The organism is Paenibacillus curdlanolyticus YK9 (genome assembly GCF_000179615.1).
Classification (GTDB): Bacteria; Bacillota; Bacilli; order Paenibacillales; family Paenibacillaceae; genus Paenibacillus_T; species Paenibacillus_T curdlanolyticus.
Genome location: NZ_AEDD01000002.1, coordinates 150315 through 172342 on the forward strand (window position 1 = coordinate 150315; position 22028 = coordinate 172342).

Here is a 22028-nt window from a genome sequence, read left to right on the forward strand (position 1 = left end):
TAGCTGCTCACGATCAGGGAGGGAAAACGTATGATTTACGATTGTGCCATTATCGGCGGAGGACCAGCAGGGCTGAATGCGGCTTTGGTGCTGGGAAGAGCAAGGAGAACGGTAGCGCTGTTCGATAACGATCAGCCGCGCAATGCGGTGACGCATGCTTCGCATGGTTTTCTAACAAGAGACGGCGTAACGCCAGCCGAATTCCGGCGAATCGCGTATGAAGAAGTGCTGCAATATCCGACAGTCGAGCATCGCGCCCAGACCGTGATTTCCATTCGGAAGCTTGCAGAAGGCTTCGAGATTACGGATGGAAACGATCAACGCATTCAATCCAAGAAGCTGCTGATCGCAACCGGACTGAAAGATATTTTACCCGACCTATCTGGGGTGAAGGAGCTTTACGGCAAAAGCCTCTTTCAATGCCCATATTGCGACGGCTGGGAGCTGAGAGATCAGCCATTGATCGTGATTTCGGAGCAACCTCACGTGTTCCATATGGCTAAACTTCTATATAAGTGGAGCAAAGACCTTGTTATTTGCACGAATGGACAAAGCATCCTGACCGATGAGGAGAAACAGCTGCTGGCATCCCGCGATATTATGGTTACCGAGCAGCAGGTTTCCGCCCTTCACGGCGATGCGAACGGCAAGCTCCAGCAGGTCGAGTTTACGGACGGGACTCGTATTGCACGTTCCGGCGGCTTCATTACGCCGCAGTGGACATCTGTGCATGCGCAATGGAGCGAAGCGCTTGGCTACGAAGCGAACGAGCGGGGCGGCATTCAAGTCGATCCAATGGGCAAAAGCTCCGTACCTGGTTTGTTTGCGGCCGGAGAAACTGCTACAGGGGGTTCTTCCCAATTGATAATCGCGGCATCGTCCGGCAGTATGGCAGCCGTTATGATCAATACGGAGCTGATGGAAGAGGACTTTCAGCTTACTTGACTTATCGGGCGGACAACCGTTATCATGGACGCTTAAAGTCTTGAATTGAGGCGGGCGATACCGGATGAAATACTCGAAAGCAACCAACTATGCTCTGCACACGATGCTGTATCTGATGGCAGCCACACCGAATAGGCCAATTGGCGTTCAGCAGCTGGCAGAGCGGCAGGATGTTTCGTCCACGTATCTGTCCAAAATATTAACGAAGCTTGTCAAAGCAGGCATGGTCGAATCGGCATCGGGAGCCAATGGCGGGTATCGGTTGAAGCGGGATTGGGAGCAAATCTCGTTTCTTGATATCATTCATGCAATCGAAGGCACGGCTTCGATATTCGATTGCAGCTTCGACCATGGTCCGCAATGCCCAATTCAACGGGTTGTGCTGGAGGCGGAGCAGCAGATGGAGCAGCACTTAAGCAATCAAACGCTAGCTGCGCTAGCGCAAACATTCAAAATTGACCTGTAGCAATGGTCATTTTTTATGCTAATTACAGATATTCCGAGTCTTTAAAATCCATAATGAGAGCGGGCGATTCAAATGATCGATTTGTTTGATGAAGGATTGTGGGAGAAAGCCTGGAAGGAAGATCCCCATTCGTTTGCGAATAAGATGAAAAAAGCGGGAATCGATGCAACGCATTCCTTTGATCATAAAGCAAAAGCATTTAACGAGCAGGTGTTTAATGAGGAAGGTCGATTAAGAACGAAACGGATTATGAACTGGCTGGAAGGACAAGGCGTGCAGTATAAGGATGCTTCCATACTGGACATAGGCGCTGCTTCGGGCGGCTTCTCTATTCCGTTTGCTGAGCGTGGCGCTAGCGTAACATCGGTTGAGCCTTGTTTGCCGCTCGCAGAGCTGCTGGAGGAAAATGCCGCCAAGCTGAAGCATGGAGCAATCGACATTGTGACACAGCCGTTCGAGCACATAGATCTTCAGGGCATGGGATGGGAGAACAAATTTGATCTTGTCTTCGTCTCGATGTGTCCGGTCGTCTCGGACTGGGAGAGCGTGCTGAGGGTGCTTAGCTGTGCAAAGCAGTACTGTTATATTAGCATGTCCGCCGGTTCACACGTGAGTAGCCTAGTGGATGAGGTGTGGCCGCTCGTCGCTAGCCAATCGTTGAAACCGCAGCATATGGAGATGGGATACTTGCTTCATTTGCTCTATATCAAAGGCTATGCTTTCCAATCGCTAGTCACGCGTGAAATGAAAACGACAGAATCGTCTCGGGTCGAAGTGCTGAACGAATTGATGATTCGGTTGAAAATGAATGGACTTGTTGACGATGAACGAACGCGAGGGATCGTTGCGGAGTATCTGGAACAAAAGTATCCGGATGATCGCGTGATTTTCCAAGAGGGCGGACGTTATGGCAAGGTGCTTGTCCAGCTGCAGGATCAGAATATGTATACGAGAGAGCTGCAGCAAGCATGATATCAACGCCGACCATGGTCAAGACTGATTTTTTATTAAAAAAATGTTTACCTCCGATTCGTAATCTGCTATTATAACTGCAATATGAAATGCGATGACGAGACGAGTAAATAAATCGATTCTTTCACAGAGAGCTCCGTTTAGCTGAAAAGGGGCAAAGGGTTGTTTATTGAATAAAGACTCTGAGCAGCGCATCGGAACTGGTCCAAACCGGGGATGATGCGACAGGAGCTCCTGTTACAGAGCTAGAGTATAAGCATTACAGCGTAATGCAGTACTTGAAGAGGCTGATATGGCGACATATGAGCGAATCTGGGGTGGTACCACGAGTATTCAAATCTCGTCCCTAAGACAATTGTCTTGGGGGTGGGATTTTTTTGTTGTTTCAAAAGAAACATAATCACATGCGCTGCATACGGTACACCACATCTAACCAATAGCACAATTAAACTAAACATTCCATACCGAAAGGATTTGAATATCTTATGTCACAAAAACTTAAAGCAGGTATCGTCGGAGGAACGGGCATGGTTGGCCAGCGTTTCGTTCAATTGCTGGATCAGCATCCTTGGTTTCAAGTAACGGCAATCGCGGCCAGCGCCAAATCGGCAGGCAAAACGTATGAGCAATCCGTTCAAGGCCGCTGGAAGCTGGATAGCGCCATTCCTGAGGACGTAAAAAATATCGTCGTGCAAGATGCGATGGATGTAGAAAACTTCGCAAGCCAAGTCGATTTCATCTTCTGCGCGGTTGACATGAAGAAAGACGAAATCAAAGCATTGGAAGAGGCTTATGCCAAAACAGGCACGCCTGTTATCTCCAACAACTCGGCGCACCGTTGGACGGCAGACGTGCCAATGGTCATTCCGGAAATTAACCCTGAGCATTTGGAAGTAATCGCTGCACAGCGCAAACGCTTGGGCACAGAAACCGGCTTTATCGCCGTCAAACCGAACTGCTCAATTCAGAGCTATGTTCCAGCGCTTCATGCGCTGCAAGAATTCAAACCGAAGCATGTTGTTGTATCGACATACCAAGCGATCTCCGGAGCGGGCAAAAACTTCACGGACTGGCCGGAAATGCTCGACAACGTAATTCCGTACATCGGCGGCGAAGAAGAGAAGAGCGAGCAGGAGCCGCTCCGCATCTGGGGCAACGTAGATAATGGCGCAATTGTAAAAGCAAGCGAGCCTTCGATTACAGCACAATGTATCCGCGTTCCTGTAACGGACGGCCACCTTGCAACGGTATTCGTATCGTTCGAGAAAACGCCAACGAAAGAAGAAATTCTTGACCGTTGGGCGCAATATAAAGGACGTCCGCAAGAGCTTGGCCTGCCAAGCGCGCCAGAACAATTTATTACGTATTTCGCTGAAGAGAACCGCCCGCAAACGGGCCTGGATCGCGACATCGAGCGCGGCATGGGCGTTTCGGCTGGCCGCTTGCGCGAAGATTCGCTCCACGATTTCAAATTCGTAGGGCTGTCGCATAACACGCTGCGTGGCGCTGCTGGCGGCGCTGTGCTGATCGCCGAGCTGCTGAAAGCAGAAGGCTACATTCAACCGAAGAAATAAACTGGCATAACGAACCAATTTCAATTAAGCTTAGAAAAGCCGCAATTGCTGCGGCTTTTTTTTGATACATATCCAAACGAAGAGTGAGGGAATAGGAATGGTGAAGCTAATTGACCTGAGCGTGTCGATCAGCCCCAAAATTCGCGAGCCGTTGCCAGCGAAGATCGAATACGCGAGCCATAATGACGGAGCAAAGCAGGCGGCAGCTGTGCTTGGCTTGCAGGAGGATAATTTCCCGGAAAGCATGGCATGGGCAACAGAAACCGTGACGTTGAATACGCATGCGGGAACGCATATTGACGCGCCATGGCATTATTGGCCAACCTCTGAAGGAAAGCCTTCGCGAACGATTGATGAGCTACCGCTCGAATGGTTTTATTCCGACGGGGTGCTGCTCGATTTCAGCTCGAAGCCCCCAGGCTATGAGATTACGACAGAGGATCTAATCGGGGAACTGGCTAGAATCGGATATACGCTGAAGCCGTTCGATATCGTCCTCATTCGCAGCGATGCGGACAAGCGGCTGTATCATGAGCATTATGCTTTTCTCCATGCAGGCGTATCAGCTGAAGCGACGGTTTGGCTGCTGGATCAAGGCATTAAAGTAGTCGGTACAGATGGCTGGGGATGGGATATTCCGTTGAATCTTCAAGCTGAGGCGTATAAAAAGGACCCGAAGCCAGGCGTTCTATGGGCAGCGCACTATGTCGGCAAAGACCGGGAATATTGCCAGATCGAAAAGCTGGCGAATCTGGATCAAATTCCGCAGCCGTTTGGCTTTAAGGTGAGCTGCTTCCCAGTAAAGGTGGAAAAAGCAAGCGCAGGGTGGGCACGGCCTGTCGCAATTATAGAATAAAAATACTTTGTTTAATAAGGGCGCAAACACTTCATGGTGTTTGCGTTTTTTATTGTTTTATATATGAAATAGTTAGTGGAGGGAACTGCTATGATTCAAAAATTAGGCTTTGCAGCCAATGACCGATTGCTCATCATCAACGCGGACGATTTTGGAATGACCAAGGGAACGAATGAGGCCATTGTTCACTTGTTTGAAAAAAATAGTATAACATCGACATCGATTATGATTCCTTGTATGGATTCGACTGAAGCAATGGCAGTAAGCAGATTAAAAGGTATGAAGGATATTGGCATTCATCTTACGCTCACAAGCGACGAGTTGAATCCATATGCCCCCGTTTACGATAAACGTGCATTGCATAGTTTAATTACCACGGAAGGGCATTTTCATACTGATGTTGCTCTTTTTGAAAGAAATGCTGATGAGGATGAGGTCTTACTGGAGATGGAATCTCAGATTCGATGCGCAATTTTGAACGGGATTGATCCGACCCATCTTGATAACCATGCGGGCAGCATCTTGGGATTATTTACAGGTAGGGATTTTTTGGAATTATCGTTTGACTTATGTGAGAAGTATCGTCTCCCATTTCTTTTACCTAATCGGATAGTAGAACAGCCCTTGTTTAATACGGATCAACGGAGGTTGTTTCAAAAAAGAATTAATTCGGCAAAAGGTAGAAAAATTTTATTAATCGATGACATCGTTTCTCTTCCATATTGCTTTAATCCCGTAATTCCTTACAGCAAATTGAAGAAACAATTGGAAGATACATTAAGTAACATTAAGCCTGGAATTACCCAGTTGACCTTACATCCGTCTAAAATTACCGACCAGTTAATGGGAATAACAAGCTGTTATAAAGAAAGGGAGATGGAATATAGGCTGCTAAATGATAGTGACATTAAACGATTGTTTCGCAGGGAGCGGATCAAGCTTATATCGTGGAGAGATATTCGAGACTTGCAACGAAGCATGTAATTGGTTAACTGGACAAGCAATTGGAAAAAAAAGATTTACAAGCAGGCACGGCTGTCTTATAGTATGCATAAAGAAAGTTTCTTTAAGGAAACATTTTGTCTTTGATGAAAAATAAATTTTTTTGTAAATAGTTTTGCCTATAGTAAACTTTCTTGCCTATCACAAAGAATTGAGCAGGAGGCGTTAGAATGATCGATCCTCAGCAAAATATTTCGAGAAGAAGCATGTTAAAGGTTGGCGCAGCGGGTTTATTAGGCGTTCTTGGAGGAGCGCTGCTTGGCCAGTCATCCCTATTCACGAAAACAGCCAAAGCGGAGTCCAAGCATGACATGCATAACAAGCTGCAAGCGCAAGCCCATCATGGCATGTCGCATGGCTATGATCCTGGAACCGATCAATCCGATGCGCTGGAGCGGGCGGTGAAGGCATTAACGGCGTTCGATTACGGGAAAGTAAGCATGAGAGCGGATGGCAAAACGGTGCGGGATTATGAGATGCACGCGGTGGAGCTCGAAGTGGAAATCGCCAAAGGCGTCAAGTTTCCGGGCTGGGCGTACAACGGTACGATTCCAGGGCCGACGCTGCGGTGTACAGAAGGCGATATCGTTCGCGTCACCTTCCATAACGGTTCGTCCCATCCGCATTCAATTCACTTCCATGGCATTCATCCGACCAATATGGATGGGCTTGAAGCTGTTGCACCCGGGGAGTCGTTCGTCTATGAATTTGAGGCGAAGCCAGCGGGGATGCAGGTCTATCATTGCCATGTGCAGCCGTTCACCCGCCATATCCATAAAGGATTGTACGGCAATTTCATCATCGATCCTGTTGTAAAACGGAAGCCGGCTAAGGAGTTCAGCATGGTGATGAATGGATTCGATCTCGATTTGGATGGCGAGAACGAAGTGTACACCGTGAATGGCTATGCATTTGCTTACCTATCCAGGCCGATCAAAGTGAAAGCCGGAGAGCTTGTCCGCATCTATATCAGCAACATGACCGAGTTTGATTTGATTAATTCCTTCCATTTGCATGCCAATTATTTTCACTATTACGCGACTGGGGCAGATCCGGAGGCACGCCCGTATTTCACAGACACCATCGTGCAATGCCAAGGCGAACGTGGACTGGTTGAGGTCGTGTTTCCAGCACCCGGCAAATACATGTTCCATGCGCATCAAAGCGAATTTACGGAGCTCGGCTGGATGGGATTCTTTGAGGTCGAATAGAGAGGAGGGGTCGGCGTGCATACGCAAACTAGCTCAAGAAAAGCGATATGGCTATGGGGTGTTGCACCGCTTATCGCATTAATCGCAATTATTACCGTTATTACCAAGCTGGGAACGGGCGTAGAAGAGAAGCAGGCAGCGCCTATCGAGATATTGGATATTCAACGAATCGTCATCCAAGACGAAGGCTTTCAAGTATCTGTACTCAACTCCGGACCTAAGGCGGTTACAATCGCTCAGGTCATCGTGGATGACGCGTTCTGGAATGCATCGTTCAGCCCGAGCGATACATTGGAACGGTTTGATTCGGCAACGATCCATATTCCATACCCGTGGGTGGAAGGCGACCCGCATGCGATTAAGCTCATTACCTCCAATGGCTTGATCTTCACAGGAGAAGTAGCGGCAGCGATGAAAACGCCTGAGGCGGACGCTAACCGTTTGCTGCAGTATGCGTTGATCGGTTTCTATGTCGGTGTCGTACCGGTAGGGCTGGGCTTGCTCTGGTTCCCGTTTATGCGCCGGTTTTCGATCAAAGGCACGCAAGCGATACTCGCCTTTACAATTGGCTTGTTGTTCTTCCTTGCAATCGATACGCTTCAGGAGGGGCTGGAGCTGGGGGCCGAGGCGCCGGGCGTGTTCCAAGGGACCGGATTGGTATGGTTCGGACTCATTCTTAGCTTCTTGTTCTTGACAGCAGTCGATCAGAGCGGGAAACGGAAAGGAAGCGCGAAGGCGGAGGAAAGCGGAAAGCGAGTTGCGTTTAAAATTGCCGGTGGCATCGGATTACACAATTTGGGCGAAGGTTTAGCGATCGGCGCTGCTTTTGCCGCAGGCGAATCCGCACTAGGCACCTTCTTGATCATCGGCTTCACGCTGCACAACATTACCGAAGGGGTCGGCATTGCAGCTCCGCTGCTTAAGGATGCGCCAAAGTGGCAAACGTTCCTCAGCCTGACCTGTGTAGCAGGCGCGCCGGCCATTCTTGGGACATGGGCAGGCGGCTTCGTATTTAATGACACGCTGGCCGCGTTATTTTTCGGAATTGGCGCAGGGGCAATTATTCAGGTCATCATGGTGATTGGCCGCATGATTATGCGAGATGCGCAGCGCTTTGAGCTCGCTTCCGTCAGTTGGCGTAATTTTGCCGGCTTCACGCTTGGGGTTGCGCTTATGTATGCGACGGCATTGTTGGTTAACTTTTAATTCACTTAGACAGGAGGCGAATCCATGCCATTCGGAATCGGCGCAACGGGATTGATCCTAATCGTTCTGGTAGGCGTTTTGTTGTTCGGGCCTTCTAAGCTGCCGCAGCTCGGCCGCGCGATTGGCTCCACATTTTCGGAGTTTCGCAAAGGAACGAAGGAATGTATCGATGAGGTTGAGGCGAAGAGGGACTAAGGAGGGATAGGCGAACGCAGGAAAGGGTAACTTTGGCGTAATAGTTTACTTCTGGTTGTGCGCATGCTATAAGTGAAGAAAACGACCAACAGAAAAGTGGAGATACGATGACAGCTAACCAATCGACGAATCCTACGGGCTGGCGCTTTGACAATAGCTATGCTCGCCTGCCGAACCTGTTCTTCACCCAACAGTCCACCAATCCTGTTAGCGAGCCAGCACTTGTAAAATGCAATGAGCCATTCGCAGAGTCCCTTGGCTTGAACACGCAATCGTTAAAAAGCGATGAAGGCGTCGCTTCGCTTTCCGGAAACGCGATTCCAGAAGGCGCAGCGCCTTTGGCGCAAGCTTATGCAGGGCATCAGTTCGGGCATTTCAACATTCTCGGGGATGGACGCGCGCTGCTGCTCGGCGAGCAGATCACGCCAGAAGGCAAGCGTTATGATATTCAACTCAAAGGCTCGGGCAGAACGCCATACTCACGCGGAGGCGACGGTCGCGCGGCGCTTGGGCCGATGCTGCGCGAATACATCATTAGCGAAGCCATGCATGCGCTAGGCATCCCGACGACGCGCAGTCTTGCCGTCCTGACAACAGGCGACCCGGTTTATCGGGAAACAGAGCTGCAAGGCGCGATTCTGGTACGCGTAGCAGCTAGCCATTTGCGAGTCGGTACGTTCCAATATGCAAGAGCGATGGGGACAATCGACGACTTGCGCGCTTTAGCTGATTACACGCTGGAACGGCATTATCCAGAGGTGCAGGCGCAAGAGAACCGGTATCTCGGGCTGCTGCAGGAAGTGATTAACCGGCAAGCGGCGCTTATTGCGCAGTGGCAGCTCGTTGGCTTTATCCATGGCGTCATGAATACGGACAATATGGCGATTAGCGGGGAAACGATCGATTACGGACCTTGCGCATTCATGGATGCTTATGATCCATCGACCGTTTTCAGCTCTATTGATGCACAAGGCCGTTACGCTTACGGCAATCAGCCGAAGATTGGCGTTTGGAACTTGGCTAGATTCGCCGAGACGCTGCTGCAGCTGCTCCATGAGGATGAAGACAAGGCTGTGGAGCTCGCTGAAGCCGAGCTTTCTCGCTACTATGACCTGCATCACCAACATTGGCTGGCGGGGATGAGAGCAAAGCTTGGCATGATCAATGAGGAGCCCGAGGATGAAGCGCTTATCGAACGGCTGCTCGAGCTGATGAAGGTGGATGGCGCGGATTTCACAAATACGTTCCTTGCGCTAACCTATGGGGAGCCAGTCGAAGCCGCATTGGCGGACAGCGCGGAATATAAAGAGTGGCATCAGGTGTGGCAGGCGAGACTCTCGAGGGAGGAAGCGGGAAGCGAGGCTTCTTCGCGACTGATGCGAGCCAGCAATCCTGTCGTCATTCCGCGCAACCATCGGGTGGAAGAAGCGATCCAAGCCGCGGTTAATGATGGTGATTACAGCGTGATGGATCGACTGCTCAGCGTGCTGGCTACTCCGTTTGTGCGGTCAGAAGAGCACGCAGCGTACGCCGGGTTGCCAACGCGAACGGACTTGCCTTATCGGACGTTTTGCGGGACGTAGCTTAGCGGTTTTATAGGGAAGAAATATATGCCTATAAGCGTTTTGGCGTGGTGGGTGGCTGAATAGGGCAGAATGATCTGCCCTATAAGTGCTTAGGTGGGATAGGTGGTTGAATAGGGAACAATTATCTGCCCTAACAGCACGCAAGTTTGCTAGCGATCCGAATTGAAGAGAAAGTCGCATTCCTTGCGGCTTTTTTTATTTTGCAAATAAAGGAGCAAAACTTGCATGTTCGGCATTCTCAGAAAAAGGAAAATAAGCTTGGAAGAACAAGTTTCTACGCTCAGGCAGCTTGGGTTTGCTTTTCATATAGATGATGAACAGCTTATCCCTTCTTTATTGGAAAGCCATTCGAGCAAAGATTACGAGTCAGAACCCTATTTTTTGTTGCTGCTTACGATTAATGAAGAACATTGCGATGAAATCTGGACATTCGATATGGAGTGTGTTGAAGATGAGGATATTTATACCTACATCGTTAATCAGTTTTGCAACTTGTCGAACGGCAGGTTTTCATTATCGAATGTAGAGAGTTTCGTTGATTTCGAGAAAGAGATCGCAAGCGTCTCTTTTGAATTCCGAGGGGCTGCTTATATCTGGGAGCTGGATTTTGAGCATGATTGGCTTGATCCGAATCTGTTACGAAGGTTAGCCAATTTAGCGGATGCAATGGGGGAAACCAAGCATTACTATTACTTCAGTGATGGCCAACAATTGACGATCGTTTACTGCACGCATGAAGCGATGTACCAATTGAACCGTAAAATGAGGCTCCATTTTGATTTATTGACTTGGAAATTACAGGACTGATTCCTGCTATTCATCCATAAACGCTATCTACTTCCAGCAAAAGTACAACGGCGTGCAGCAAGCAACGACGACGATGACGACGGCAGTCATGCTTGTTAACGAGCGGTTAGGCGAGGTTTTGTTTACATATTTCATTCCCAGCATGGAAACTCCCCCTGAGAAGAAGGCGATCGCTTGAGGCCAAGCAACTACGAAGTGGAAAAACAACAGGTACGAGGCAACAAAACGTACGCCATACAGTTGGTTACGATTTTTCTCGGCTTTATCGTGTTTGGCTTGTCTGAAAATATTAAAGGCCCGGCAATCCCGCGCATTCAATTTGATTTCGGCTTAAGCGAAGGGCAGCTTGGCACTTTATTATCGCTTAATGCGCTTGGGTATTTGATCGCCTGTTCCTTCACCGCATTTCTCGCGCGTAGGTGGGGAATTAAAGCGGTCAGCGTGCTCGCTTTTGGGACGATGGCGTTATCTGGCGTATTTATTTATGTGTCCCATAGTTATCCGTTATTTTCGGCATCGTATTTCCTCATGTATATCGGCAATGGCATATTGGAGATCGCGCTTGCCATTTTGAGTGCCAGAATTTTCGTGCGAAACACGGGCTTGATGATGAATCTTACGCATGGTTTTTATGGGCTTAGCTCCACGATTGCGCCATTGCTTGCAACAGGCCTTATGACGGTTCACATAGGCGGACATACGCTCGATTGGCGTGGCATGTACCTCATTATGCTGCTGTTATCGTTCGTACCGATTCTATTTGCCCTTGGGAGCAAATTCCCAGCAGACGATGCAAACCATGACGAGCGTATGCCGTTTAGATCACTCTTGCGGGATCGCGCATTATGGCTGTTAGTGCTCATTCTGTCCTTCGGCGTCGTTTCGGAGCTGGCAGTAGGAGGATGGCTCGTCAATTTCTTGGAAAAGGCGTATGATTGGCATGCGGTTTCCGCTTCCAGCATGCTGTCGGCTTTTTTCCTCTGTTTTGCATTGGCAAGGCTGTTATTAGGAGCGATCACGGACAAAATCGGCTATAACCTCTCGCTGATGGTGTTCTCGGCCTTCTCGGCGATCTGTACATTTGCTGCGATTATCGGCGGGGAGCAGTGGGCGTTCTTGTTCGCTGCATCGGGCATCGGCATCGCAATGATTTATCCGACCGTAATGGCGTTCATCGCCAAACGATATGCAGGCGGCAGCGATAACGCCATTACGATAACCGTCACGCTCATGGGGGTAGGCAGCGTTATCGGCAACTACCTGATCGGGGGCATTATGGAGCTGGTGAAGGATCATTATGGCGCAGGAACGGAGCTTGGTTTGCTGCGTGGATTGCAGGCAGGATACGGGTTTATCGGGCTGTGCGCCGCGATTTGCACCGTGTTTAGCTTCATGCTGTACCGCTATTTGAAGAGCCGTAAGGAACTGATTTAACTGTTATACGGGATTTCATCGAATGGGGGGTCATAACAATGAAAATAATGAAGGCTGCCCGACCGTCAATCGGTCAACAGCTTCTTTTTTGTGCTACAATGACAAAAACCAAAATAAGGAGTGACAATGAATGAAACGAATTGCCATCGATATGGACGAGGTTATTGCTGATTTTAATACCAAACATTTGCGCTTGTTTAATGAGCAGTACAACGAACAGCTTACGGTACATGATTTGCAAGGGACAAGGCTTCGGTTATTGCGTCCCCATCTAAAAAACGAAATCATCGGCTACTTGAAGGACCCGTCATTTTTCCGCGATCTAGACGTAATGGCGAATAGCCAAGAGGTCATCAAGCAATTAAGCGAGCAGTACGAAATTTACATCACAACCGCCGCAATGGAGTATCCGACCTCGTTCGCAGCCAAATATGAATGGCTGAAAGAGCATTTTTCGTTTTTGAGCGATATGAATTTTGTATTTTGCGGCGATAAAAGCATCATTCGGGCAGACTACTTAATAGATGATAATGTTAGGCATTTTGAGCATTTCGCAGGACAAGGGATTCTGTTTCATGCGCCGCACAATGTGAACGAGCATGCAGAGATCAGGGTTCATAATTGGCTGGAAATTAGAGATTATTTCTTGCGATGATATTCCATGTTTACAGCTGAAGCGATTGCGGGTAGAATAAGAGAGCGCTTTAACCTGTATACAAGTACACAACGTGAGGAGGGAACCAGGTTGGCTTATCCGGCAGCTTGGCTGCGCGGCGCATCGCTTGGGGAAGCGATTGCATGCGAGCTTCGATTAAGCATTATTATGGGAACCATCAAGGGCGGAGAGAAGCTGTCCGAGAATCGCATCGCTGCCGATTTTGGAACAAGTCGATCTCCCGTACGCGAAGCGCTGCGAACGCTTTCCGATGAAGGGCTGATTCGGTTAGAACGAATGGGCGCTGTCGTGCTTGGGCTGAATGAAGAGGAAGTCGATGAACTATTCGACGTCCGATATTTGATCGAAAGCTTCGTTCAGGAACGATTATCGCGAATGGACCGAGATTCGGTCATTATTCAGCTGGAACGCATTATCGACAAAATGACATTGGCTGCGAAGCATCTCGATGCAGAAGAGTTTGCTTACCAGGATTTCATGTTCCATGAAACGATCATCGCTGAAGCGAAGCATTCACGTATCTGGCAGCTTTGGCGGAGTATTCGTCAAATCGTGCTCGCTCTCATGCTGGTGACGACGCAGCGCGTATTCAAGGAAGGACCGGAGCGCATTGATCGTGTAATTGCCAAGCATAGCGTCATTTTGCAAGGGCTGCGTACGGGGAATAAGGAAGAAATTCAGCAGCAGGTGCGCAACTATTTCGAGGATTCCTTCATTACCTTGCATAATAGCTTTGGCCAATCATAAGGACGGGAACTTTCCCGGCTTCCTTTGCTTTAAGTTGTCGACAAGTATACATGATAAAAGTTCACTATTTCGGTTACACTATCCTATCCAAGCCAACCGAATCCACAACAAACAGCTTAGAGAAAAATCCATTCGCAACTGGAGGACAATATGGATACATTATTCGGTATGAGCCACAGCGCAACCTTGTTATTTTGGACGTTTGTTGCAATCGCTTTCTTGATCGTGATGATTTCCAAATTCAAATGGAATCCGTTTGTTACGTTATTAATTTCGAGTATCGGTTTGGGCCTTGCTACGGGCATGAAGCCTGCTGATACGGTTACTTCGCTTACGAAAGGCTTGGGCGGTACGCTTGGTACAATCGCAATCGTCATCGGGTTAGGAACGATGTTAGGCAAGATGATGGCAGAGTCGGGCGGCGCGGAGAAAATTGCCACGACGATGATCGATCGTTTCGGGGAGAAGCGGGTTCACTGGGCGATGATGCTCGTCGGCTTCTTGGTTGGTATCCCTGTATTTTTCGAGGTAGGCGTCATTTTGCTTATCCCGATCGTCTTTATCGTTGCTCGTAAAACGAAAATGCCGCTGTTGCAAATCGGCATTCCGGTATTGGCTGGCTTGTCGACCGTTCATGGACTCGTACCGCCGCATCCAGCGCCAATGATCGCAATCGATGCCTATCATGCGAATCTGGGCCGAACGATCATGTATTCGATTCTCGTCGGACTGCCTGTTGCGATTGTTGCAGGACCGTTGTTCGGCAAATTTATCGGCAAACGGATTGCCGTGACGCCTGACGAGAAGCTCGTCGAGCAGTTCGCGTTGAAAGAAAACCGCAACCTGCCCGGCTTCGGCATTACGTTATTTACAATTTTGCTGCCGGTTATCCTTATGCTTACTGGCTCGATTGCGAGCATTTCGGATCCTGAGGCAACGCGCGGCATTACGCAGTTTTGCGAATTTATTGGACATGAAGTCGTTGCTTTGCTGATCTCGGTCGTCTTCGCGTTCTTCTCGCTCGGCTTCGCTCGCGGGTTTACGAAAGAAGAGGTATCGGCGTTTGCATCCGAAAGCTTGGCGCCAATCGCTGGCATCGTGCTTATTATCGGAGGCGGCGGCGCCTTCAAACAGGTGCTTATCGATAGCGGCGTTGGCCAAGCCATTGCGGACATGGCGACGAACGCACACATTAACGTTATTTTGTTCGCATGGCTCGTAGCTGCGCTCATCCGCGTAGCGACTGGTTCTGCGACGGTCGCGATGACGACGTCAGCCGGCATTGTGGCCCCGGTGCTCGCAATGACGCCAGGCGCGAATGTTGAGCTAGCCGTACTTGCCACAGGAGCAGGCTCGCTCGTCCTGTCCCATGTCAACGACGCCGGCTTCTGGATGGTGAAAGAGTTTTTCAACATGACCGTACCGCAGACGCTCAAATCGTGGACAGTGATGGAAACGATCCTGTCCGTGATGGGATTAATTCTTATTTTGCTGCTTAATGCAGTCGTATAAAACGTTATAATAAACAATGGAAGTACAGTGGAGAGAAGGGGAAAACATTGACGGATCGCAACACTTACATGATCGGAATCGATATGGGCACGACCAGCACGAAGGCGGTCGTTTTTGATACGGCAGGTCGTGCGGTGTCGACAGCTAATGTAGAGTATCCGCTCTATACGCCTACGCCTTCCGTTGCTGAGCAGGATCCTGATGAAATATTCGCTGCAGTCGTTAGCGCGATTGGGCAAGCAGTCCGAGAAGCAGCTGCAGCGCCTGAGAACATCCGATTCGTGTCCTGCAGCTCTGCAATGCACAGCATTATTCCGATTGACGCCGACGGCAAGCCTTTGATGAGAGTGATCACCTGGGCGGATAATCGCAGCGCAGATTGGTCGCGGCGGTTGAAGGATGAGATGAATGGGCTTGCATTGTACCGGAGAACGGGAACGCCGATTCATCCGATGTCGCCAATAACGAAGCTGCTGTGGCTTCGCAATGATCAACCCGAGGTGTTCAGCCAGGCTGCCAGATTCATATCGATCAAAGAATATGTGTTCGCAAAGCTATTCGGACGCTATGTCGTGGACCATTCCATCGCTTCTGCGACAGGGTTATTCAATCTGTCGGAGTTGGATTGGGATAAGGAAGCGCTAGCGATCGCTGGCGTGTCGCCTGACCAGTTGTCCGAGCTCGTACCGACAACCTACACGCTCGCTGGCATGACGAATTCGGCAGCTGCTGCTGAGATGGGTTTAGCTATATCGACTCCATTCGTAGTAGGCGCAAGCGACGGCGTGTTGTCCAATCTCGGCTTGGATGCGACTGATCCTGGCGTAATTGCCGTCACGATCGGCACGAGCGGGGCGATTCGCACTGTGATCGACGAGCCTGCTACCGACCCCAAGGGGAGATATTTCTGTTACGCCTTGACAGACAAGAAGTGGGTCATCGGCGGACCTGTCAACAATGGCGGCGTCATCTTCCGTTGGGTACGGGACGAATTCGCCGCGTCAGAAACCGAAACTGCGAAACGGCTCGGCATCAGCGCATACGATGTGCTGACTCGGATTGCCGAACGCGTGCGACCGGGAGCGGATGGGCTCTTGTTCCATCCCTATCTCACAGGCGAACGGGCGCCGCTTTGGAACCCGGACGCGCGAGGATCATTTTTTGGCCTGACGCTGCATCATCAGAAGGAGCACATGATTCGGGCCGTTCTTGAAGGCGTGATCTACAATTTGTATACGGTTATGCTGGCGATCGAGCAGACGACAGGCGTACCTAGGCAAATTAAAGCGACAGGCGGCTTCGCTCGATCACCGCTTTGGCGGCAAATGATGGCCGATATTTTCGATCAGAGCGTCGTCGTGCCCGAGAGCTACGAGAGCTCCTGTCTGGGTGCGGTCGTGCTTGGGATGGAAGCATTCGGAGACGGCGATGCGTTCACGATCATTAAGAAGATGGTCGGAACGACGCATGAGCATGCTCCGAATCCGGAAGCGGCCAAGGTGTATCGCGAATTGCTGCCGATCTTCGTCAGCATCTCCCGCAAGCTGGAAGAGGAATACGCGAGCATTGCGAAGTTCCAGCAGAGTTTGTTTCAACAATAGGGACTGAACGGAATTGGGCTGCCAGCATTGCTGGCGGCTTCTTTTTTTGCGACCGTTGCAATGAAGGAGTTGCAACATTATTAAGGCCGGTTCCGTTATTTGGATAGCAAGGAATGCTTACTTATCTGAGAAGGATATGTTTATTTTTACAGGGGGGAGTAAATGAAAAAAATATTTGTTCAATTGCTGATGGTGTTATCCATACTTTCTCTTTTCGGATGCAGCTCATCTGAAGGGAAGTTGAAGTTTTCTGAAATCGTAAAGGACGATCTATCCAAAATCTCTAGCCGCAATAGTGGAAGTGGATTGTTTTATTCAACGACAAATAAAGAAATAATAGCCCATTTTGTCAATACTATGAGCGCTACAACTTATTCAAAGACTGGACCATATGAGCCTGTCACAGGTAATTCTAGTTTAGGGCTATATAATGAAGAAAATGAAAGAATTACATTTATAACCTCAAACGGAGATGGTGTTTTTGCAATTGGTGATGGATTTTATAAGATGAATGAGGATATTAACGATGAGTTGTCATCTTTTTATAAAGAACTATACAGCGACAGCAATCTCATCAAAGAGTAAATCACAGTTACGTCGGCTGGTTGAAATCATCGAAAGAGCGTGGTATGATACACCTAATTTCCAGATTGGAGTGAAGTGGAACATGTAAGATACTTTCTTGCTGACGTATAAATCAATAAAACAGCATATGCGTGGTTTGTTTGCGCATGTTTTATTTTTTATATGCAAGAAAGTTACGACATTTTCCAAACTCAATCCATATATCCTTATCTGTCTCCGCTAGGGGGCTGGATTTGCTGTTATATTTATTTGAGCTACGAGAAAGTAACTTTCTTGCAGCTCTTATTTTTATTTCAGGGGGATAACCATATATGTCATTAATTAATGTAACAAACCTAACGTTCGCCTACGACGGCAGCTATGACAACATATTCGAGGACGTGAGCTTTCAGCTCGATACCGATTGGAAATTAGGCTTCACGGGCCGCAACGGACGAGGGAAGACGACGTTTCTCAATTTGCTGCAAGGGAAATATGAATTTCAAGGTACGATTTCAGCCAATGTCAGCTTTGAGTATTTTCCATTCCAAATCGAGGACAGAGCCAAGCTTACGGAGCACATTGTCAGCGACATTGTGCCAGACTACTTGCATTGGATGTTAATGCGCGAGCTTTCGCTGCTTAAGGTGTCGGAGGATGTGCTGTACCGGCCCTTCGATTCGCTATCCAATGGCGAGCAGACGAAGGTGATGCTAGCCGCCTTATTTTTGAAGGAAAACAGCTTTCTCTTGATCGATGAACCGACTAACCATCTAGATATTCATGCGAGAAAAATCGTTAGTCAATATCTCAATTCCAAGAGCGGATTTATTCTTGTTTCGCATGACCGGGCTTTCCTGGACCGATGCGTCGATCACATTCTGTCCATCAACAAAACGAACATCGACATTCAGCGCGGGAATTTTTCTGACTGGTGGGAAAATAAACAGAGGCAAGACAACTACGAGCTGGCGGAGAACGAGAAGCTGAAAAAAGACGTCAAGCGCTTATCTGAGGCAGCCAAGCGAACGAGCAATTGGTCCGACGAAGTGGAGAAAACGAAGAACGGGACTCGGAATTCGGGTTCGAAGGTCGATAAAGGCTACGTTGGCCATAAGGCTGCCAAAATGATGAAACGCTCCAAATCGATCGAACAGCGGCAGCAATCCGCGATTGATGAGAAGTCGCAGCTGCTTAGAAATGTCGAGAAGGCCGATCAGCTGAAAATAAAACAGCTTCCGTATCATAATCGGCTGCTAGCCGAGTTCGACCATGTATCGATTTATTACGGCGAGAAAAAGGTTACCTCCGATTTAACCTTTACGATTGAGCAGGGCGAACGGATCGCGCTCTCGGGCCAGAATGGCTCTGGCAAATCAAGCATTATCAAGCTTTTATGCGGCGAGGATATCCCACATACGGGCACGCTCAGAAAGGGAAGCCAGCTGAAAATATCGTATGTGTCGCAAGACACCTCGCATCTGCAGGGTAATTTAACAGATTATGCGCGAGCGCATGGCATTGACGAGAGCCTCTTTAAATCGATTCTAAGGAAGTTAGACTTTGCTAGGGTGCAATTTGAGAAGGATATTGCATCCTTCAGCGGCGGGCAGAAGAAGAAGGTGCTGCTAGCAAAAAGCCTCTGCGAGTCTGCGCACCTGCATATTTGGGACGAACCGCTTAATTTTATTGATGTGATCTCCCGAATGCAGATTGAAGAGCTGCTGCTCGAATACGCGCCAACCATTCTGTTTGTGGAGCATGATAGCGAGTTTTGCAAAAATATTGCTACTAAAGTTGTTAATCTATAATGAATCAATGCGGAAAGACTTTACAAGTCTTTCCTTTTTTATTGATCAATTGCATGTTTTGATAGGTGTATAGTCATATTGCCAATTGTATGATCTTAAGCTAATATTCACTTTAAGTACCGAGGAAGCCTTTCATATTCGGAAAATTTAAAAGGGCGGTGGATGGCAAGCGCACGAACAACAGTGCTGTATGGAGCAAGAAATGCGTTTTTTTACGCAATAGCGCAAACGTTTGCGCTATTTTGGATTGATTACGATTACAGACACGAGCAACATGAATTGGCTAAAAGGAGGAGCAGCAATGATGATCAAAACGGAAGGGCCTTCCGTTAATATTCCCAGCTATGTGTACTGCTTGATTCCTTATATTCACGAGAAGTTAAAGTCGGAAGGATCGGCGAGCGCAATAAGCTTAATGTCGAATTTGGATCTTGCCGCACTGCCTGCTTACGTTCGCGGAGCGACTTTTGAGTCGGCGAGGACAGACTTTCACATCAAAGGTATTTTCGGTTTCGATTCATTTACGAACCTAATGAAGCTCGAATTGATTGAACATCATTACGATTCGTTTGAGTCAGGGCTTGCTAGCATCAATCGTTCGTTTGCAGAGGGGAAAGCCGTTATTTTGAGCGGAAGCTCCTATCATTTGCCCTATTTTTCCGATTATCATAATCCGTGGTTCATCGATAATTTTGGTTACACCATTAACTCGACGATGTATATTGTTGGAAACCACTGGTTTTCGGTGTATGGGATCGATGAATCCGGCGTTCGCATTTATGATCCTATTCCTAGCAAATTTGCCGGAACGATTCCGATGGAGGACTTTCGACTCGCATGGGGAGGCAATGGGCTAATCGCCGAGCTAGCTCATAAGAAGGATATTGAAAAGTGTAAGGCCTACGGTCAGCTCAATGTGGGCGTTGGCCATATTTTCGACCAAACCGAACTGAACGATCTCTTCCTAAGTACGGCCATCACGACGGCAAGCCTCTATTTGAAAGGTGACAAATTTAACTTAGAGGCGGAGCACTGCTGGTTCGGGCATGCGGCGTTAGCGGAATTTATCTCTGATCTGGAACAGTTAGCTGGCGATAATCGACACGTGCAGCGGATTGAAGGATGCTTATACTCGATGCGGGTTAACCGGTACCAGATCGGTGATTTGCTGCATGATATGAGGAAACTAGGTCTGATTCCACAAAATATACTAGATGCGTATCTGCCGCTTCACAGGAAATGGGAAACGACCTATAACGCTTTTGCGATTAATATGGCTCGGAAGAAGGACGACTTGATTGAACGGACGATCGTGCTTCTGAAGGAGGCACTAGACATGGAGAAGCATTTGTTTACGCTTCTGTACCGTTATCTTAAGGGAACGCCATTCCTAGCGCGCTCGGCGGGAAGAGGAGAATAACGGGATATTTCGTTTTTAAAACCAGCAGATACTCGATTCTGTTGGTTTTTTTTAACAAGTATAATTTCTTATTATGTTAGGTACTAGATCATATTGCCAATTGCTAGATCTTGAGATAATATTCACTATAAGCACCATGGAAACATTTCTCACTCTGTTATTTTCGTAAAGGTGGAGATTACTAAACCGTGAACAAAAGTGCTGCATAATGGCAAATCAGTTGTTTTTACTCAAATGTGCAAACGTTTGCGCGTTTAATGGTATGAAATTGCTCTTGAAAAGCACATAAGCTATGCCATTTTGAGAAGAGGAGGAGCAATATTGATCGAAACGCAAGAGCTTACCGTGGATATTCCTAGCTATGTGTACTGCCTAATTCCATATATCCATGCAAAGCTAAAGTCAGAGGGCTCCGCAAGCGCAATCAGCTTATTATCCAATCTGGATTTGGCAGGATTGCCTGCTTATACGCGGGGCGAATCGTTTGACTCGGCGAGAATCGATTTTCACATCAAGGATATCCACGGCTTCGAGCGGTCAACGAACATCTTGAAGCTCGATATGCATGAGCATAAGCATGATACGTTTGAAGCTGGGCTTGCAAGCATCAGTCAGACGTTAGCGGAAGGAAAAGCGGTTGTTTTGAGCGGGACCACCTACTGTTTGCCTTATTCATCCGAATATTATAACCCTTCGTTTATTGAGACGTTTGGTTATGGGGTCAATGCGACCATGTATATCGTTGGCGATCACTGGTTTTCCGTATATGGAATCGACGAGACGGGCGTTCGAATCTATGATCCGATTCCAAACAAATTTACGGGAACGATTCCGTTAGAGGATTTTCGGCATGCATGGGGAGGCAATGCCCTCGTGCCTGAGCTAGCAGATAAGAAGGATGTCGAAAAATGTACGATTTATGGCCAGCTTGATATTCATGTCGGCCATATTTTCAGCCAAGCTGAGCTCAACGATCTGTTCTTGCGTACGGCCAATACGATTACGACTCTTTATTTGAAGGGCGAAAGCTTTAACTTAGGGGAAGAACGATGCTGGTTCGGGCATGCGGCGGTAACGACGTTTATGCATGATTTGGAGCAATTCGCAGGCCAAGCTATTCCAGCTGAACGGATTGAAGGCTGCCTCTACTTCATGCGAGTCAATCGCCTGCAAATGGGCGTGCTGCTTACGGATATGAGGGAGCTTGCGCTCATTCCGCAGGATATCATGGATGCCTATTTGCCACTGCAACGAAAATGGGAGACGATCTATAATTCCTTCGTCATTAATGTAGCGCGTAAAAGAGCCGATGTCGTTGAACGGACGATCGCATTTTTGAAGGAAGCGCTCGATTTGGAGATGCACTTGTTTATGCGCTTGCAGCTTCATTTGAACGGCACGCCGCTGCTAGACCGTGCTCCGGCGATAGGGGCAGCAGACTAA

At 48.4% G+C, this 22028-nt stretch carries 20 protein-coding genes and 1 other annotated feature; all 20 genes read left to right on the forward strand.

Annotated features, from left to right (window positions below; all coding sequences use genetic code 11):
- Positions 1-30: 30 nt before the first annotated feature.
- The 20 genes from PAECUDRAFT_RS04035 to PAECUDRAFT_RS04130 all read left to right on the forward strand — a co-directional run bounded on the left by PAECUDRAFT_RS04035 (position 31) and on the right by PAECUDRAFT_RS04130 (position 22028).
- Positions 31-945: an NAD(P)/FAD-dependent oxidoreductase gene (locus PAECUDRAFT_RS04035; RefSeq protein ID WP_006036829.1), complete on the forward strand. Its 915-nt coding sequence runs from the start codon at positions 31-33 to the stop codon at positions 943-945.
- A gap of 64 nt (positions 946-1009) precedes the next feature.
- Positions 1010-1411: an Rrf2 family transcriptional regulator gene (locus PAECUDRAFT_RS04040; protein WP_006036830.1), complete on the forward strand. Its 402-nt coding sequence runs from the start codon at positions 1010-1012 to the stop codon at positions 1409-1411.
- A gap of 72 nt (positions 1412-1483) precedes the next feature.
- On the forward strand, positions 1484-2383 hold the full coding sequence (locus PAECUDRAFT_RS04045) for a class I SAM-dependent methyltransferase (RefSeq protein ID WP_006036831.1): 900 nt from the start codon (positions 1484-1486) through the stop codon (positions 2381-2383).
- A gap of 85 nt (positions 2384-2468) precedes the next feature.
- Positions 2469-2734: a binding site (T-box leader), on the forward strand.
- Positions 2735-2868: 134 nt separating this feature from the next.
- Positions 2869-3957, forward strand: a complete 1089-nt coding sequence (gene asd, locus PAECUDRAFT_RS04050; RefSeq protein ID WP_083814072.1) for an aspartate-semialdehyde dehydrogenase — start codon at positions 2869-2871, stop codon at positions 3955-3957.
- 97 nt (positions 3958-4054) lie between these two features.
- Positions 4055-4813 carry a cyclase family protein gene (locus PAECUDRAFT_RS04055; protein WP_006036833.1) on the forward strand — a complete coding sequence of 253 codons (759 nt, stop codon included), beginning with the start codon at positions 4055-4057 and terminating at the stop codon, positions 4811-4813.
- A gap of 90 nt (positions 4814-4903) precedes the next feature.
- The gene (locus PAECUDRAFT_RS04060) at positions 4904-5797 is read left to right on the forward strand and encodes a polysaccharide deacetylase family protein (protein ID WP_006036834.1); all 894 of its coding nucleotides are present in this window, start codon (positions 4904-4906) and stop codon (positions 5795-5797) included.
- A 188-nt stretch (positions 5798-5985) separates the two neighbouring features.
- Complete coding sequence (locus tag PAECUDRAFT_RS04065) at positions 5986-7026, forward strand: multicopper oxidase domain-containing protein (protein ID WP_006036835.1); 1041 nt, start codon at positions 5986-5988, stop codon at positions 7024-7026.
- A gap of 15 nt (positions 7027-7041) precedes the next feature.
- Positions 7042-8232, forward strand: a complete 1191-nt coding sequence (locus tag PAECUDRAFT_RS04070) for a ZIP family metal transporter (protein ID WP_006036836.1) — start codon at positions 7042-7044, stop codon at positions 8230-8232.
- 24 nt (positions 8233-8256) lie between these two features.
- Positions 8257-8427, forward strand: a complete 171-nt coding sequence (locus PAECUDRAFT_RS04075; RefSeq protein WP_006036837.1) for a twin-arginine translocase TatA/TatE family subunit — start codon at positions 8257-8259, stop codon at positions 8425-8427.
- 107 nt (positions 8428-8534) lie between these two features.
- The gene (locus tag PAECUDRAFT_RS04080; protein WP_006036838.1) at positions 8535-10010 is read left to right on the forward strand and encodes a protein adenylyltransferase SelO; all 1476 of its coding nucleotides are present in this window, start codon (positions 8535-8537) and stop codon (positions 10008-10010) included.
- 261 nt (positions 10011-10271) lie between these two features.
- Complete coding sequence (locus PAECUDRAFT_RS04085) at positions 10272-10820, forward strand: hypothetical protein (protein ID WP_144266435.1); 549 nt, start codon at positions 10272-10274, stop codon at positions 10818-10820.
- A 174-nt stretch (positions 10821-10994) separates the two neighbouring features.
- The gene (locus PAECUDRAFT_RS04090) at positions 10995-12254 is read left to right on the forward strand and encodes an MFS transporter (protein WP_006036840.1); all 1260 of its coding nucleotides are present in this window, start codon (positions 10995-10997) and stop codon (positions 12252-12254) included.
- Between the two features lie 130 nt (positions 12255-12384).
- Positions 12385-12909 (forward strand): 5' nucleotidase, NT5C type, encoded by a 525-nt coding sequence (locus tag PAECUDRAFT_RS04095; protein ID WP_006036841.1) that lies wholly within the window; start codon positions 12385-12387, stop codon positions 12907-12909.
- Between the two features lie 90 nt (positions 12910-12999).
- Positions 13000-13677, forward strand: coding sequence for a GntR family transcriptional regulator (locus PAECUDRAFT_RS04100; RefSeq protein ID WP_006036842.1), 678 nt, complete (start codon positions 13000-13002; stop codon positions 13675-13677).
- 150 nt (positions 13678-13827) lie between these two features.
- The gene (locus PAECUDRAFT_RS04105) at positions 13828-15189 is read left to right on the forward strand and encodes a GntP family permease (RefSeq protein WP_006036843.1); all 1362 of its coding nucleotides are present in this window, start codon (positions 13828-13830) and stop codon (positions 15187-15189) included.
- Positions 15190-15257: 68 nt separating this feature from the next.
- Positions 15258-16790, forward strand: coding sequence for a gluconokinase (gene gntK / locus PAECUDRAFT_RS04110; protein WP_040711610.1), 1533 nt, complete (start codon positions 15258-15260; stop codon positions 16788-16790).
- A 162-nt stretch (positions 16791-16952) separates the two neighbouring features.
- A complete protein-coding gene (locus PAECUDRAFT_RS04115; protein ID WP_006036845.1) occupies positions 16953-17375 on the forward strand; it encodes a hypothetical protein in 423 nt (140 codons plus the stop codon).
- Positions 17376-17686: 311 nt separating this feature from the next.
- A complete protein-coding gene (locus tag PAECUDRAFT_RS04120; RefSeq protein ID WP_006036847.1) occupies positions 17687-19165 on the forward strand; it encodes an Lsa family ABC-F type ribosomal protection protein in 1479 nt (492 codons plus the stop codon).
- Between the two features lie 301 nt (positions 19166-19466).
- Positions 19467-20585 carry a cysteine peptidase family C39 domain-containing protein gene (locus tag PAECUDRAFT_RS04125; RefSeq protein ID WP_006036848.1) on the forward strand — a complete coding sequence of 373 codons (1119 nt, stop codon included), beginning with the start codon at positions 19467-19469 and terminating at the stop codon, positions 20583-20585.
- A 321-nt stretch (positions 20586-20906) separates the two neighbouring features.
- Positions 20907-22028, forward strand: a complete 1122-nt coding sequence (locus PAECUDRAFT_RS04130; RefSeq protein ID WP_006036849.1) for a cysteine peptidase family C39 domain-containing protein — start codon at positions 20907-20909, stop codon at positions 22026-22028.